Raw genomic sequence first — 16,538 nt, forward strand, 5'->3', positions numbered from 1 at the left:
ATTGGCAGCCACACTGACCGTGAACACCAGATCATTACTCGTGGCCGTGCGGCCTTCCACCACCGTGCCGTTGAGCGACAGGACCACCGCCTGGCCCGTGGCCGTGTCCGTCATCCCGGTGGCACCGGCGCCGATGCTCAGCGCATAGGTCAACGTGCCCGCCCCATCGGCGCCAAACGCCGAATCGAAGTTGGCGGCAAAGCTCTGGGTGACGTCGGTTGTCAGGTCCGTCTCATCCACCGTCAGCGCTGGCTCCGTACCGGTAGTACTGATGCTTGGCCCGTCGTCGTCGAAAATCATCTTGGAGCCGATTTCGACGGTCTGCAGAGAAGCCTGGACCAGCCTGAAGCCACCGATATCAAAATCGGCGTGATCATTGCCCTTGGCGTTGGTGGCCGCGCCGTTCTCGACGAGCACGCGGTTGTGATCCGCCGTTGTGGTGTATTCAATGTCGTAACCGGCTTTGACGCCGCTGATGGTCACAACCCCGCCGGCAAAGCTGAAGACAATGCCCAGAGTATTCGACGGTGCGGTGGAGTCCGCGACGACCCCGGTGCTAATGTTGGTGACGCGAACGCTGGTGATTGCAATCGACGTATCACCCGCATATCCGTCGATGAAATTCACGCCAGGTTCAGCCGCGGTGCTGAAGGCACTGACTCTTACGACAGCAGTCTTGCCGCCCTGCAACTGCACGACGTCGAAACTCGCCGACTTCGTATTGTAGACGGCGGTAAAGTCGATGTTGGATTCAAGGTCTGCTTCGTTTTGATCGAGGAAGGGAACCGTCACATTCTGCCGGGCACCCGTCACGAACGAAAAGCGGATGCCCTCTTGTTCCACAATCATCTGATTGTTGGTGCCGAAGGTGGTCGGGCCACCCGCCTGGCTGGTATTGACCGTGTCGCCGGTGTTTATATTGACGCCGGTGGACTGGTTTGCCGGGTCCTTGCCGGTGGCGATGATGACGGGATCCGTGATCCGCGTGACACCATTGACCGTTGTCGTGTCCGGGTTCAGCTTCGTGAACATCAGGAAGAGGTTCTGACCGGAAGGTGCATTGAGCAGACTGAACGCCTGGTCCTGACTGGCCCCGATGAAGACTTTATTCATCAGATTGACCGAGTCATCGGCGTTCGTCGCGTCTGGATGCTGGAGCGGTTGGTACTCCACGGTCCAGATCTTGCCGCCCGAAATTGGCGTTCCGGTTTCTTCTATATAAGCTGCGAACACGATCGCGCCGTTCGGCCCACCGGCTCGGCCCAGAACGATGTTGTTGTCGGTATCGGTATAGAGAAGGATGCTGGTGCCATCGAGGGTAAACAGTCCACTGTCATCGCCATCGAGTGCGGCGCCAGTGCTGTCAACGAAGCTGACATCAGTCAGGCTTCCACCGGGTAAAGCGTTGATGGTGAATGCATTGCTGCCCGTGTTGCCCACGGCCCCGGTATAGCCGCTCAAGGCGGCACCTGTTGCGGTACCTGCCCCAAGTGCGGTCAATCGGGTCGCGAAACTCGTGGGCAGGGACGCCACCAGAATGTCGTTGTCGTCTGCGTCTCCCGCTGGGGCTGGAGTGGCCGTGGCGTTCTGCAACCCGGCCGTCTCGTCCAGCGTAACGTCCTCGCCGGTCAGCACGACGCCCAAAACACTGTCCGTAAAGGACGTAGTCGCTACAGCGTCGTCACCCGTACCGGGCGCACCATCGGCGCCGGCCGAGGCCGCGGTGAGCAGAAACGTCGCGCCGGCCGAGTCGTCGGGGTTCACGTACCACGAGGTGGTAACACTGCCGTTGACTTTACCGTCGAGATCGCCGGCACCGCCGTCGGTCACGGACCAGGGCTCGTGCCCATCACCGGTGTTGGTATCGAGCACATCGTCGGACGTGCCCCACACCTTATCCGCGCCGGCACCGACAGCGTGGTCCACTTCGAACGTCACGGTGCTGCCGGGAGCGAAACCGTTGGCGGTGATGCTAGCGGTGCTGCCAGGGGCGTAGTCCTTCTGGTCAGTGGTGACGACCGGTGTGTAGGCGGATGAAGGATGGGTATCGGTGTTGTTGGTCAGGTCATTCGTAGGCGATGAGGTTTTCTTGCGCATAGTCATGGTTTTCTCCTGAACGGGTCCATTCATCGAGACCGACCGTGGACCATTGTTGTTTTATCAGGACACCACTATGAGCACGCACCGGAGATTGCGCATCGGCCGATACTCCCAGAGGAGGTAGGAGATTCAGACTACTTGGGAGGGGGAGGTTGACATCGCGAGAAGGCAGAATTGACTGCCCGGACTAGCCTGCCGTGCCCTTCAAGCCATTGCTGCTGAGCGTCACTGGCGGTTACTACATCAACCTGCTCCGCATACGCCAGGCCGGCGTGCTGTCCCGCCATCGCCACACCGGCGGCGCTCATGCCATCGTGCTCAAGGGGCGCTGGTATTACCTGGAGCATGATTGGGTCGCATCCGAAGGCTGCTTTGCGTATGAGCCTCCCGGTGAAACCCATACCCTTTTCGTGCCGGAAGATGTTGAAGAAATGATCACCTGATTCCACGTCCAAGGCGGATACACCTACGTCGATCCACAAGGTGTAGCGGTCGGCTACGAAGACGTTTTCACCACGCTTGAAGCAGCCCGCAAGCACTACAAAGAACCGGGTCTACCTGACGACTACATCAAGCAATTCATTCGCTGATCATTGATCTGAAAATCATAAGCGTGCTTATGGCACGCTTATTGTTTCAGCCCCAGAAAAGTGGCACGCTGATTTTCGAACAGCCCGTCGACAAGGTAGATCAATGGACAATTACTCGCAGATGTTGGCCTTTATTTGGGCCACCGAGCACGGAAATTTTTCTGCAGCGGCGCGCTCAAACGGACTGACTCCCTCTGCCATCAGCAAGCTCATCACTCGCCTGGAGGATCGGCTGCAGGCTCGCCTATTCCAGCGAGGCACTCGCAATCTCACCCTTACTGAAGAAGGTGCAGCTTACCTGGTCAGCGCGCGGGAAGTGGTCAACGCCATGGCAGAGGCAGATTCCCTGGCTGAAGCGTTCCCTACGCGCGTTAGCGGAACTCTACGCATCCATACGATGACAACCTTCGCCAAGCATCAAATTTTGCCCTGGCTACCAGAGTTCCTTGCCACATACCCTGCCCTGAGCGTCGACATTCAAGTTGGCCCCCAATACATCGACCAATTTGAACAGGGTCTTGATATAGCCATCCACAGCGGTGTCTTACCCGACTCATCACGGATTGCCAGAAAGGTGGGTGAAAGTGCTTGGGTCATCTGCGCCTCGCCGGAGTATATCGAGCGTTGCGGTAGACCCAATCACCCACAAGACCTTGAGAACCATGACTGTTTTAACTTCAGTTTCAAAAGCGCCTGGAATAACTGGGAGTTCGAAATCGACCACCAAAAAACCTTGATTCCTGTCAGCGCCAAAGCGTCTTTTGCCCAGGGTGACCTGCTGCGTCAGATGGCACTATCGGGTGCAGGTATCGTGAAGCTTGCGCAATTCCATATCGGGGCGGATATCAGGAAAGGGCGCCTGATCCCATTGCTTGAGGAGTACGCCCTGGATGAAAAAGAACCCATCTACATGGTGTACTCAAATCGCAAGCATCTCAGTCCCAGGATCAGGGTTTTTCGAGACTTCCTTGAGACCAAAATTGCTGAGCAACCTTGGGCCATATAGGCATCGCCCAGAAACAGCGCGCCCCATCTACCATGCAGCCTCACGCGAAAAAGCGAGGCGGTTAAACCGCCCCAAGCCACGGGGTAAATCGGCAACCTAACGATTACCCGGCGACATCCCCGGAACGCTGGTAGCACTGTTCGTGCCACACGCTATCAAAATCTGCCTGCGCTAAAGATTCTTCAGTGCTTGGCTGTCCCTACCGTTCCCGGATTAAACATCCATGGAACACAACACAACACCACAGCAATGCTTAGTGGTACTTCAAGCATTGCTGCGACGAGCCCGCTCTCAGCAATGAATTGGCGCGGAGCCAAGTATCAAGTCGGCCCCACGCTCAGCAACAGCCATTACCGCACCCTGGATGTTGCCGGAGATCATTGATGGAATGACCGAGGCATCGACGACACGAAGACCACTTAGGCCATGGACTCGCAACTGTGAGTCGACCACGGCGCCCTCGTCCTCGCCCATCCTGCAGGTGCCGATGGGGTGATAAATCGTCTGGCCATTGTCTCGTGCAAATTCGAGCCAATCTTCATCGCTCTTGGTTTGGGAGCCCGGACTGGTTTCTGCATCGACGAATGCACTCATCGCCGGCTGTTCCATAATTCTTCGCGCGATTTTCATGCCCTGGATCAGACTCGTGCAGTCTTCATCCTCAGTCAGAAAATTCGGACGAATCGCAGGCATAACACCAGGATCCTTTGATTGGATGTGAATGCTGCCCTGAGACTTAGGACGTAGCTGACTGACGCCAATCGTGAAGCCTGGGTGCTTATCCAAAATTCGCTCGGCGGCATTGGCATAGCTTGCATGTACGATGAAATATTGCACATCCGGCGTAGGCATTTCAGGCTTGGTCTTCACAAAACCATGAACCAAGCCGGTACCCAGTGTCAGAATTCCTGTGCGCTTGGTGAAGTACTCAGCCACGGCAAGACCAAGTCTCCATCCGCGTGCCAGCTCATTGAGAGTCACCGTGTTCTTCAGCCGCCAGTTCATACGGGTGGCAAAGTGATCGATGTAATTTTCCCCTACACCATCAAGACGGTGCTTGAGTGGGATGCCAGCCTTGTCGAGCACATCAGGTCGCCCGATTCCCGACAGCTCCAGGATTTGCGGCGATTGAATGGCTCCGGCACACAAAATGACATCCTGTCGGGCACTGACAGTGACCTCGCGACCGCCTTGACGGTAAGTGATACCAGTGCAACGTGAGCCTTCAAGTTCGAGGCGCAACACATGTGCATTGGTCTCGATTTGCAGGTTAGCACGTGCTCTTGCCGGCTTGAGATAGCCGTCCACAACGCTCCAACGCCGCCCCTTGTGCTGGGCAACCTGGTAGTAACCAAATCCCGTCTGATCATCGCCGTTGTAATCTTTATTGTGCCGGTGTCCATCTTGAATGCTCGCCTCCAGGAAAGCGTCCGACACGGGATAGCGCTCTGTGACCTGCTGAATATGCATCGGGCCTTCATGACCACGCGAGTCATCGCCTTGAGCATAAGTCTCGATTTTTTTGAAGTAGGGCTTGAGCGTGGCGAAATTCCACTGCTTCGCCCCTGTTGACTCCCAAGCGTCATAGTCCCCTGGCTGCCCACGCACATAGATCATCCCGTTAATGAGGGTAGATCCGCCGAGCCCCTTACCACGGGGTACGGAAATTTCCCTTCCGCGCGTGTTCGCCTCGGCCTGGGTCTTAAATCGCCAGTTGTAACGTTTGTCCACTAGCAGCTTGGTGAAGCCAGCAGGAATAGGAATCCAAAAACCGTTCGGTTCGCCCCCCGCTTCCAGCACCAAAACTTTGTATTTTCCGGAAGCAGTGAGCCGATTGGCGAGGATACAGCCAGCCGTGCCACCACCAACAATGACGTAATCAAATGTACTCATGATTTTGCTCGTTCTTATTAGTCGCCATCGCCGCAGCCATCAACTCAATCTGACAAAGCAGCATTGGCATTCCATCAAGCACTCGACAGCCCTTTTCAGTTGCGGCTGCCAACAGGGGAGTGATCGCAGGTTTCATAATGATTTCTGCGACAATTTGCGATGAGGTGAGCAACGCTACATTCAAGGGCAGAATGTCATCCACAGAGAGCCCAAGGGATGTGCTGTTTACTACCAAATCATGGCCAGATGGATCATCTGAGCCGACACACAGCTCCACAGCGGGGAAGACGATGGCGAGTCTTTGGACAAGCTCCTCTGCCTTGCTTGTGGTGCGATTGAAGAGGGTGATTTTTCTGACGCCTGCAGCGGCGAGAGCGAACGCGATTGCCTTTGCTGCGCCCCCAGCACCTGCCAAATAGACCGACATGCCGGCCGGTTCTACGTCCCGTTGACGTAGACCTGCCAAGAAACCCGCGCCGTCCAGGATGTCGCCATGCAGGCTTCCATCTTCGTTGCGTCTCACTACGTTGACCGCACCTACGAGTCGCGCAGCATCTGACACAGAATCGCATAGCTCAACGATTGCGGATTTGTGCGGCACCGTAACGATGAATCCATCCAGGCTTTGTATTCCGCGCAGTCCTGCAACAACGCCGTGGAGACCATCTGTGCTGACATGAAATGGCACCATTACCCGATCATCACCGCGCTCAGTGAACAGGCGGTTCATCGCACCGGGTGTCTGCACATGATGGATTGGGTCAGCGATGATCGCGTATACCCGTGTGGTGCCAGTGATCTTGTTTTTGTTTTCCATGAGTTCAGGCCAATGTGTAGGTGGTTTTGACGGAGGTATAAAATTCCTTTGCGTACCCACCTTGCTCGCGAGGCCCATAGCTTGAGTTTTTGCGACCGCCGAAAGGTGCGTTGTAATCCACTCCTGCTGTTGGGACGTTGACCATCACCATGCCGGCGGTAGACCGTTGCTTAAAGTCCGAGCTGTGCTTGAGAGAAGTGGTGCAAATCCCAGATGACAAACCGAATTCGGTGTCGTTAGCCAGCGTGACTGCCTCCTCGTAATCCTTAACGCGGATGACACTCGCCACCGGGCCGAAAACTTCCTCCCGGTTGATACGCATCTGGTTAGTGGTTTCAGTGATCAGCGCCGGAGAAATGTAGAAACCTGGTGTGCCCCTTGTCAGCAGTTCGCCGCCGTAAGCGAGCTTCCCACCCTCTTCCTGGGCGCTCTTGATGTAATCGCAGTCTTGCTTGAGCTGCGCCTGTGACACGACAGGGCCCATGTCACAGCCTTCAGACAATGCGTGGTCAACCTTGAGTGAAGAGAGTCGCTTGATCACGGCCTCAACAAATTGATCGTGTATGCCATCCTGGACAATCAATCGACTGGAGGCGGTGCATCGCTGGCCTGTAGAAAAGAAGGAGCCGGAGACCGCTACTTCAACTGCCTGATTGAGATCTGCATCATCCAAAATAATGAGCGGGTTTTTGCCGCCCATTTCCAGCTGGACTTTGGCACCGCGCTCCATGCAGGTCATGCCAATACTGCGGCCTGTGCCAGTGGAACCCGTGAACGTCAAAGCCCGTACTTTTTTAGACTTCGCAAAGACATCGCCCACTTTCGAGCCGGGCCCCATGACCAGATTGAACACTCCGGAGGGAAGCGCACCCGCGCGAACAATAATTTCCGCCAGTGCCCACGCACTGCCAGGCACCAGATCAGCTGGTTTGAAAACGACTGCGTTACCGAACGCCAATGCAGGGGCGATCTTCCAGGCTGGGATTGCGATAGGGAAGTTCCAGGGAGTGATGATACCGACCACGCCCTCTGGCTCGCGCCGTACATCGGTCTCAACCCCAGGGCGAATGGATGCCAGGCGTTCGCCCGAAAGGCGTAATGCTTCGCCCGCAAAAAACTTAAACACCCTGCCGGCGCGAACCACTTCACCAATACCCTCAGGCAGGGTTTTCCCTTCCTCGCGCGCGAGCAACCGGCCCAACTCTTCACGACGAGCCAAAATCTCAGTGCCTATGTGGTCGAGCGCGTCACTTCGCACCTCGGCGGTAGATCGAGCCCAGTTCGGAGCCGCCTCGAAAGCCGCATCAACAGCCATCGCCGCTTGAGAAGCATCAGCGCGCGCGTACTCACCGACCACATCATTAGTATCGGAAGGATTGATATTCAGGTTGATATCGGCGCCTTCGAGCCACTCTCCGGCAATAAAATTCTTATTCATGCACTCTCCCAGACACTAATATTTATGTAGGTGAACTGAAGGGTAAATATAACTTTCGTCAGTGCAGAGCAATCAACAAGCACGTAACAAGCTGAGCCAGCCACGCCTCGCAATAAAACAAAACACGTTTGACTCTAATAAAATGACGTCAATGAATTACAGTCGAGCTAGTGAGCTTTCATAGATTACTCGGGCTACCGTGATAATGACCTTGCAAGCATCTGAAGCACTGAACAAAACCATACCCCCCGGGCTCCATTACTGTCTACGGCGTAGCTGTGCCTGCAGTTCACACCCAGTATGAAGAACAAGAACGAAAGGATGCAGCCATCTCATTCATACAACGAACGTGAGAGCTCGCTCTAAAAGAAACTGGAGATACAACTACTTAAATCAAGTTCACAATTCTTACTCAGATTTAAACGACAAACTCAGGCACGCACGATCATTGATAATCTAGCGACGACTCGAATGCGTGCGCCGAAATTTGCCCATCATTTCCATGCTGATCATGCGCTGATAATTCGCGCCTTCGCTTAACTGACGGCTATCACCGTCTCACCCTCATCAGCTGCCAGATCGATACCTTTACTGGCAGCGGCTTTTTATGCGCGAACAGCTCACCGAGAGAGGTCGGTAATGAAGAGTAACCGTCTGGCCAACACGCCTTACTGTGGAAAAGTATATGTGCCATGCGCTTTACCCCAGGGAACACGCTGTGGCGTGCGAATCGGGGCCACGTTAGGATTGTGCTCTTTTGGGAGACGCTCATGCCGGCACCAATTTTTGCAGCTGCCCAATGCGCCATTCGTGCTGGCGATATCAGTGCCAACCTGACGCTGCACATGGATTTCATGCAGCACGCTCGCGAGCAGGGGGTGGGGCTATTACTCTTTCCCGAGTTATCGCTCACAGGATATGAACCAACCTTGGCTAAAGCCCTGGCGCAGGATATAGATAGCCCACTTCTCTCCCCCTTGCGACACCTTGCGCGGGAAGCCTCCATGACCACGGTAGTGGGTTTACCGTTGCGCCTACCCGGTTATGACAAACCGCTAATTGCAGCTTTCATACTCCACCAAGATGGCTCGATTGGTGTCTATACCAAGCAGCATTTACACCCTGGCGAAGAGCAATTCTTTAGTGCGGGTAATGGGGGCGATTTGATGCTTATCGCCGACTTACCCATAGCCCTATCGGTGTGTGCTGATTTCAGTCACCCGGAACATTCATCACACGCTGCAAAACAAGGCGCGCAGTTGTATGCCGCTAGTGTGCTCATCGGTGAAACCGGTTACTCACGTGATAGTTCGCTATTGCAGAACTGCTCAAAGCGTCATGGAATGGCCGTGCTCATGGCGAATCATGGCGGCCCGACCGGAGGGTGGGCTGCTGCTGGGCAGAGCGCGTTTTGGAATGAGCAGGGTCGATGCGTTGCGTCCACGGACGGCGTGGGGAACCGGTTGCTGATCGTCTCGAAACAGCTTCATGGGTGGCAAGGTTTCGAAACTCCAGTCTTCGTTACTTCCTAAATTCGGTGAGGTGGGAGCGCCGGGCTTTTCTGCGCTTGCACCCGAATCCATTTGTGGACGAGGTTTGCGTTGAGGCTATGGCCGAGCGCGACGCTGGCAATCGAAGCGCCGGGCTGTGCACACTCTTGAATGACCTGGGCCTTGCGGGGCTGGGTAGATGACTTGGCCGGACGGTTACAATGAAGATCGTTTTCAGCGAGAACCCGGCATCCGAGCAAGAGTTTATCGAGTCGAAAGCTCCGAGCGGAGCAAGAACACAGGGCGGATGCTTATGGAATCAAGCCTGTGTCTACACGCACAGCCAATTGGCGCGCGTGCAGCCAAACACCCGATAACTCAAGGAAGTAGATCGGTCAGAACGTTGGGGGAGAAACCGCGCTCACCACGACACAAACTTCGTCAAAAGGATTGCGCATGCGATGCGGGAGTCTGCTGTCGAAGTAGTAGGCATCACCCACCGAAAGGATTCGCACCTCATCCCCAACGGTCATTTCAAGCTTGCCCTCGATGATGATTCCGCCCTCCTCGGCCTCGTGGGAATAAAGCTCCTCACCCTCTTGTCCAGTGTCAGCTCCTGGCTCGTACCGCTCGTGCAGGATCATCATGGAGCTGTTCGCCAGGTTCGCCCCCACCTGTCGATAAGAGAGTTTCTTGCCATCAGCAAGCTCCACCAATTCATCGGCTTTGTAGAAAACTGCCCGATCTACAACTGCCGAATCTGAAAAAAACACACTAAGGGTGACATTCAGGGGGCGTAGCAAGCGTTTCAAAATACTTACGGACGGGCTGGATTTGTCTCGCTCGATAATCGAAAGCGTGGCATGAGGAACTCCGGCCTGCTCAGCCAACCCTCGAATTGAAAGCCCGCGACTTTGTCGCAATGCTTTCAGTCTCGCCCCCACCGAAGCAGTCTCCTGAATTTCTGAAGGGTCTTCAGACGGATCTTCGGGGGCATGGGGGCTTCGACTAATCGCCGGTATTTCTATCACGGTTAAATCCTCAGATAAACGGCACCCGAGGGGGCCAAACTTCAGTTCGATGACTTGAACTGCCCACTCTCTTTGAAGCCAACACGAATCATACACACCAATTTGAGTTGTTTCGCACCACGCAATGCACCTCAAGGGAAGCAAAGTAACACGATTTCAAGATCGCTCGTCCATGACGAAAACTTTTAGCCAGGTAACAAAAACCACCAATATCTAGTCACCTAACGCTCAAAATCCTAAATTTTAAGCATTAAAAAACAATCGCTTACCGTTTATCCGGGCGATTGGAGATTTTTTCGGAGCTAAAAAATAAAACTTGCCTAGATTATTTTTGAGTGGTAAAAATTTTTACCACAACAACACAACAATCTGCGTCGAGGTTTCAAAATGCACAAGCCATGCCACGCTGTAGCAGCACTTGGATTTGCCCTCGTTGGGATTGCAGCTTCATCACAAGCTGCCAACGCCCGTGACCTCACGATTGTTTCCTGGGGAGGAAACTTTCAGGATGCACAACGTGAGATTTTTTTCGCGCCATTTGGAAAACAAATCGGAAAGAACGTCCTCGACCAAAGTTGGGACGGCGGCGTTGGTGTGCTCGACGCAAAAGTAAAAGCAGGAACACCGAATTGGGACGTCGTTGAAGTCGAAGCCGAGGATCTGGCTCTGGGATGCGACTCCGGCCTCTACGAAAAAATTGATTGGGCAAAGGTCGGAAACAAATCCGATTTCATCCCCGAAGCCGTCAACGAATGCGGGGTGGGCGCCATTGTTTGGAACACTGGCTTGGCCTGGGACGGCGACAAACTGAAGGCCACTCCAACTTCTTGGGCCGACTTCTTCGACACCAAGAAATTCCCTGGGAAACGTGGTCTGCGTAAGGGGCCAAAATATTCACTTGAATTTGCATTGATTGCAGATGGTGTAAAACCAGCCGAAGTCTACAACGTGCTGCGTACTCCAGAAGGTATCGACCGAGCCTTCAATAAACTCAACGAGATCAAATCGAGCATTGTCTGGTGGGAAGCCGGCGCACAACCGCTGCAAATGCTTTCTGCTGGTGACGTTGTCATGAGCTCTGCCTACAACGGCCGAATCACCGGCTTCAACCGTAATGAGGGCAAGCACTTCAAGTTCCTGTGGAATGGCAGCGTTTCGGCCATCGACTCGTGGACTGTTCTTAAAGGCAGCGAGAACAAAGCCGCCGCCATGGACTTCATTGGCTATGCCAGCAAAGCTGAAAACCAGGCAAAGCTGCCTAAGTTCATCGCTTACGGCCTGACCAACAAAAACGCCAACGAACTTGTACCGGCAGAAATGAAATCTGACCTGCCAACGACCCCAGAAAACCTTGCTCAATCGGTGCCTCTGGATGTCGAGTTCTGGGTCGAAAACACTGAACCACTGACCGAGCGCTTCAACGCCTGGATCGCCCAAAAGTAACCGATCCTCCTAGGTTGCTCCTGCCACCTATGGCCAGGTGGCAGGTCAACTACCAGCGTCCACCCTGCGACTAGAAAAAATAACGGTTGCTTCTCCTTTTTTGAATAAGTAGGCGGACGAGTAGCGAAGATTATTTCTGCCTACTCCCGAATGAGGGTTGCCACATGAATCACTTGGTTAGCTTCAAAAACATCCAGAAAACCTACGATGGTTTTCGGCCAGTCGTTAAGGATCTAAACCTAGATATCAAAGAAGGCGAATTCGTGACACTACTCGGCCCATCCGGCTCTGGTAAGACCACTAGCCTCATGATGTTGGCCGGTTTCGAAACACCGACACACGGCGAGATTTTTCTGAAGGACAAGCCGCTGCACAACCTGCCACCCCACAAGCGCGATATCGGCATGGTGTTTCAGAATTACGCACTGTTCCCTCACATGACGATCGAGCAAAACCTCGCATTCCCGCTCTCTGTCCGCAAAATGAATAGCGTCGACAGAAGGGAAAAAGTCCGCCGTGCATTGGACATGGTAAAGCTCAGCGACTTCGCAAAACGCTACCCCGCTCAACTGTCGGGTGGCCAACAACAACGAGTCGCGCTGGCTCGGGCCCTGGTGTTTGAACCCAAACTTGTATTGATGGATGAACCACTGGGTGCCCTGGACAAACAGTTGCGCGAACACATGCAACTGGAGATTAAACACCTCCACAAGCAGCTCGGGCTGACCGTTGTTTACGTGACACACGACCAAAGCGAAGCACTGACAATGTCCGACCGTGTCGCTGTCTTCAATGACGGCGTGATCCAACAGATCGACAGTCCTGCGGCAATTTATGAAGCCCCAACCAAAAGTTTCGTGGCTCAGTTCATCGGTGAAAACAACACCCTGATCGCTACGTTTGTTTCCAGAGATGACAGTCACACTATCGCACGCCTGGCTGACGGCAGCTTGATCCGGGCGATTTCGGTAGTTGGGGCTAAGCCTGGAGATCAGGTCGCGCTTTGCATTCGACCAGAGCGCGTTGTGGTTGGGCCGGCTGGCAGTACGCCATTGACTGCTCGCATTCAGGAGTACATCTACCTGGGTGACCACGTTCGAATGATTACTGAAATTGCAGGGCAACCGAACTTCATGATCAAGCTTCCTGCCTCGCAAATGGATAGCAGCTGGACTGTAGGTAGCTCGATTTCCATTTCTTGGGCGCCAGAGCACATACGTGCCCTGGACGTGACCACACACTGAGTCGCAGATCATGAGTCATTCAGTAGCAATTCTTTCAGGCAAGGCCGAAGCGCTAGATCTTAGAGCCAAGCTTAGAAAAGCCGAACGCTCATACAAACTGAAATCGCTAGCGCTCATTGCGCCGCTGTTTCTGTTCGTACTCGTGTGCTTTGCCTTCCCAATCGGCACCATGCTTACTCGAAGCGTGGACAACCCCGACGTGCATAGCGCCATGCCTGCAACAACAGAGGCGCTCGGATCCTGGGACGGTACCTCGCTGCCGAGCGAGGGCACTTACGATGCTTTGGTAAAAGACCTGGCTAGCGCAAAAGAGAGCGGTCAGATCGGAGCTCTTACCAAACGCTTGAGTTACGAAATCCCTGCTTACCGAACCGTTATCACTAAGACGCTGCGCAAGCTGCCGGACAGCACCGCAACGTCTAAGCGTGAGGCACTGATCGCTGTGGATAGTGCTTGGGGAGACGTGAATTATTGGAAGGCCCTGAAGCAAGCATCGTCGAAGCTGACACCTTATTTCTTGCTTGCGGCCCTCGATCATCGTGTTGATTCCGCCACCGGTAGCATTGTCAAAGCAGAGCCGAACCAATCGATTTACTTGGATATTTTCACACGCACCTTCTATATCGGCGGCGTTGTAACCATCCTCTGCCTGTTACTCGGTTTTCCAGTCGCTTACTGGCTGGCCACTTTGCCAGAGGGTAAAAGCAACCTGTTGATGATCTGCGTTTTGCTGCCCTTCTGGACGTCTCTGATTGTTCGCACAGCGGCGTGGATCGTACTGTTGCAATCAGATGGCCTGATCAACCGCTCGCTCATGTTCCTTGGGATTGTGGACGCACCTGTCCAGCTTGTTTTCAACAGGACTGGCGTAATCATCGCGATGACACATGTCCTTCTGCCGTTCATGATTTTGCCGCTCTACAGCGTGATGAAAAGCATTCCTTCGAACTATGTACGCGCCGCCATTTCTCTTGGGGCACATCCTTTCGTTGCCTTCTGGCGAGTGTATGTCCCCCAGACCTTCGCGGGTCTAGCAGCCGGTGGTTTGCTCACCTTCATTCTGGCAATTGGTTACTACGTGACGCCAGCGTTGGTAGGGGGTGCAGCGGATCAAATGGTCAGTTACTTCGTCGCGTTCTACACCAACAAAACCGTCAACTGGGGCATGGCATCGGCGCTAGGTAGCCTGCTGCTGATCGCAACCCTGCTGCTCTATATGGTGTACGGAAAGCTCACCAACCCAACCCAGGCGAGGTAATCGACATGTTGCAGCCTTACGCTTCCTCTGCAGAGAAACTGGCCAGGTTTGGATTGGTCTCTACCTCAATCCTTGTACTGCTGTTTTTGATCGTTCCGATACTGGTGATCATTCCTTTATCTTTCAATTCGTCATCTTTTCTCACATACCCAATGGATGGCTTCTCCTTCCGTTGGTATGAAGAGCTGATGACGTCTCAAGAATGGCGCCAAGCATTCAAGAACAGTTTCATCATCGCTCCAGGCGCCACCTTGCTGGCGATGGTGTTCGGGACGATGGCATCCGTTGGCTTGTGTCGGGGTAACTTCCCCTTCAAAAACGTGGTTATGGCCTTTCTCATTTCGCCAATGATCGTGCCTCTGATCATTGTCGCAGTAGGTCTGTACTTCTTCTTCGCCAAACTGCAGTTGCTCAATAGCTACATTGGATTGGTACTGGCGCACGCGATGCTGGGTGTCCCTTTCGTAGTTATCACGGTTAATGCGACTTTGCAGGGTTTCAACACCAATCTGAGCAGAGCAGCTGCCAGTCTTGGTGCCCCACCGCTCACGGTCTTCTTTAAGGTCGTGTTGCCTTTGATTGCCCCAGGAGTGATCTCGGGAGGACTGTTCGCGTTTGCCACGTCTTTCGATGAGGTGGTGGTCACTCTTTTCCTGGCCAGCCCGTCGCAAAGAACACTTCCGCTTCAGATGTTCTCGGGTATCAGAGAGAACATCAGTCCAAACATCGCGGCTGTCGCCACCATCATGGTCATCCTGTCCGTACTGATGTTGCTGACACTGGAATTACTCCGCCGTCGCAACGAAAAAATGAAGATAAAACAAGAATAAGAAGGCACACGCAGCCTATTCAGGCTCGTTAAAAGCTACGTAAAAACCCTCTCGGGCCCAATACCCGGGACGGCTAACTACTGTCAAAATTCAGAGGTTTTTATGCCTAATTTAGTTGGTGATGTTTCCAGTGCTGCTCGTATCCTGCCTGACCTGAATGGTGAAAAACTGTTCATTAGCAAAGGTAAAGGCGCGTACCTTTGGGATGACAAAGGTCGCAGATACATCGATACCGCGCTGGGCTTTGGTGCGGTATTGCTTGGCCACTCGAATGACTCGGTAAATGCTGCAGTTACTGAGGCATTAGGCGACAGTGCCGCGCCATCTTGGGCTCATGTCCGTGAGCATGGAGCCGCAACTGAACTGGCCAAACATACCGGCGAGCTCTCAAAGGTGATCTTCACTAACTCCGGTAGCGAAGCTGTACACCTCGCCTGCCGTGCAGCTCGGGCTTATACCAGCCGCGGAAAAATTGCCAAGATGGCTGCCGGTTTCGATGGATGGTTCGATGATGTCAGCTACGGCAACGTCACCTCCAGGGAAGCGAGCTTCCAGGATGGAAAGCGTCCGTTTACCGAACGTACTACGCTGATCCGCTACAACGATTTCGCAGATGTAGAGCGACTATTCGAAGAAGACAATGACATCGCGGCGGTCATCCTTGAGCCGATGCTGGCCAACGCTGGATGCATCATGCCATTGCCTGGTTACCTCAAACATGTGCAGGACATTGCTCATAAACACGGTGCACTGGTGATTTGTGACGAGGTTCTGATGGGTTTCCGGCTGTATGCCGGCCTGGCAGGGCTGCGTGAAGGTTTGAGCCCTGATATCGCGAGCGTCGGCAAAGCGATTGGTAACGGCGTTCCAGTTTCTGCGATCGTCGGCAAGCCTCACATCTTGGCAGGCTTTGAAGAAGGACGTGTCCTTCGCGGGGGCACATTCAGCGGTAATCCGCTGGCATGCGCAGCCATGACGAACACCCTGACTCAACTGGATAACAGCGACTACGAGAGTCTCATCCAATGCGGCAACGATCTACGCGTTGCGATTGAGGCCATTTTCAGATTGCATGGCGTGATCATTTCAACCAGCGGCTACGGGAATGTGTTTGGTGTTTGGTTGGGAATGACGCCCCCGGTGACGTACGAGCAGGCAGTCGAGAAAGCGAACCCTGCCTTCACCATGGCCCTGCACCTGGCGCTGCGCGAAGCAGGAGTGTTGATGATGCCGTCTCCGTACGGCCGTATTTACATTTCCTTTGAGCACAACAGCTTCGTGATCGAAGAAATGAAAGTTGCCTTTGAGAAAGCTGCTGCCAAGTTAAGCGCTGAATTCGCGAACGCTTGATCCAGAAAGGAGGTCTTCAGACCTCCTTTTCCCCACCTGATAAGTGGC

12 protein-coding genes and 1 pseudogene are annotated in these 16,538 nt (G+C 54.0%); 8 read left to right on the forward strand and 5 right to left on the reverse strand.

Going from position 1 to position 16,538, the window contains the following annotated elements:
* Positions 1 to 2,103: DUF5801 repeats-in-toxin domain-containing protein (locus QYH43_RS20520; RefSeq protein ID WP_301157978.1), on the reverse strand; the 2,103-nt coding region annotated here is incomplete at its 3' end.
* 200 nt (positions 2,104 to 2,303) lie between these two features.
* Between QYH43_RS20520 and QYH43_RS20525 the strand changes: the two are divergent.
* A pseudogene (locus tag QYH43_RS20525) lies at positions 2,304 to 2,690 on the forward strand (2,4'-dihydroxyacetophenone dioxygenase family protein); the annotation flags it as partial.
* 103 nt (positions 2,691 to 2,793) lie between these two features.
* Positions 2,794 to 3,696 carry a LysR family transcriptional regulator gene (locus QYH43_RS20530; protein ID WP_095058829.1) on the forward strand — a complete coding sequence of 301 codons (903 nt, stop codon included), beginning with the start codon at positions 2,794 to 2,796 and terminating at the stop codon, positions 3,694 to 3,696.
* A gap of 291 nt (positions 3,697 to 3,987) precedes the next feature.
* On the opposite strand, the gene QYH43_RS20535 is transcribed toward QYH43_RS20530, so the two are convergent.
* Genes QYH43_RS20535 through QYH43_RS20545 form a run of 3 tightly spaced genes read right to left on the reverse strand, consistent with a single transcriptional unit; the run spans position 3,988 to position 7,844 of the window.
* Positions 3,988 to 5,589 (reverse strand): GMC family oxidoreductase, encoded by a 1,602-nt coding sequence (locus QYH43_RS20535; RefSeq protein WP_301157979.1) that lies wholly within the window; start codon positions 5,587 to 5,589, stop codon positions 3,988 to 3,990.
* Positions 5,576 to 6,406 carry a shikimate dehydrogenase gene (locus QYH43_RS20540; protein WP_095058831.1) on the reverse strand — a complete coding sequence of 277 codons (831 nt, stop codon included), beginning with the start codon at positions 6,404 to 6,406 and terminating at the stop codon, positions 5,576 to 5,578. The genes QYH43_RS20535 and QYH43_RS20540 overlap by 14 nt, the downstream gene beginning before the upstream one ends.
* Positions 6,407 to 6,410: 4 nt before the next feature.
* Positions 6,411 to 7,844 (reverse strand): aldehyde dehydrogenase family protein, encoded by a 1,434-nt coding sequence (locus QYH43_RS20545; protein WP_301157980.1) that lies wholly within the window; start codon positions 7,842 to 7,844, stop codon positions 6,411 to 6,413.
* A 770-nt stretch (positions 7,845 to 8,614) separates the two neighbouring features.
* Here QYH43_RS20545 and QYH43_RS20550 point away from each other — a divergent pair.
* Positions 8,615 to 9,376: a carbon-nitrogen hydrolase family protein gene (locus tag QYH43_RS20550; protein WP_301157981.1), complete on the forward strand. Its 762-nt coding sequence runs from the start codon at positions 8,615 to 8,617 to the stop codon at positions 9,374 to 9,376.
* A 353-nt stretch (positions 9,377 to 9,729) separates the two neighbouring features.
* Here QYH43_RS20550 and QYH43_RS20555 read toward each other — a convergent pair whose 3' ends face one another.
* On the reverse strand, positions 9,730 to 10,365 hold the full coding sequence (locus tag QYH43_RS20555; protein WP_095058833.1) for a cupin domain-containing protein: 636 nt from the start codon (positions 10,363 to 10,365) through the stop codon (positions 9,730 to 9,732).
* A gap of 387 nt (positions 10,366 to 10,752) precedes the next feature.
* On the opposite strand from QYH43_RS20555, the gene QYH43_RS20560 reads away from it, so the two are divergent.
* From QYH43_RS20560 to QYH43_RS20580, 5 genes are all read left to right on the forward strand, one after another.
* Entirely contained in the window at positions 10,753 to 11,808 is a 1,056-nt protein-coding gene (locus QYH43_RS20560; protein ID WP_095058834.1) for an ABC transporter substrate-binding protein, read from the forward strand.
* 164 nt (positions 11,809 to 11,972) lie between these two features.
* Positions 11,973 to 13,052 carry an ABC transporter ATP-binding protein gene (locus tag QYH43_RS20565; protein WP_301157982.1) on the forward strand — a complete coding sequence of 360 codons (1,080 nt, stop codon included), beginning with the start codon at positions 11,973 to 11,975 and terminating at the stop codon, positions 13,050 to 13,052.
* A gap of 10 nt (positions 13,053 to 13,062) precedes the next feature.
* A complete protein-coding gene (locus tag QYH43_RS20570) occupies positions 13,063 to 14,310 on the forward strand; it encodes an ABC transporter permease (protein WP_301157983.1) in 1,248 nt (415 codons plus the stop codon).
* Positions 14,311 to 14,315: 5 nt separating this feature from the next.
* Complete coding sequence (locus QYH43_RS20575; RefSeq protein ID WP_095058837.1) at positions 14,316 to 15,140, forward strand: ABC transporter permease; 825 nt, start codon at positions 14,316 to 14,318, stop codon at positions 15,138 to 15,140.
* A gap of 102 nt (positions 15,141 to 15,242) precedes the next feature.
* The gene (locus tag QYH43_RS20580; protein WP_095058838.1) at positions 15,243 to 16,490 is read left to right on the forward strand and encodes an aspartate aminotransferase family protein; all 1,248 of its coding nucleotides are present in this window, start codon (positions 15,243 to 15,245) and stop codon (positions 16,488 to 16,490) included.
* Positions 16,491 to 16,538: the final 48 nt, after the last annotated feature.

Origin of the sequence: Pseudomonas sp. C32 (genome assembly GCF_030417915.1) — a bacterium.
In the GTDB taxonomy this organism is placed as follows: Bacteria; Pseudomonadota; Gammaproteobacteria; order Pseudomonadales; family Pseudomonadaceae; genus Aquipseudomonas.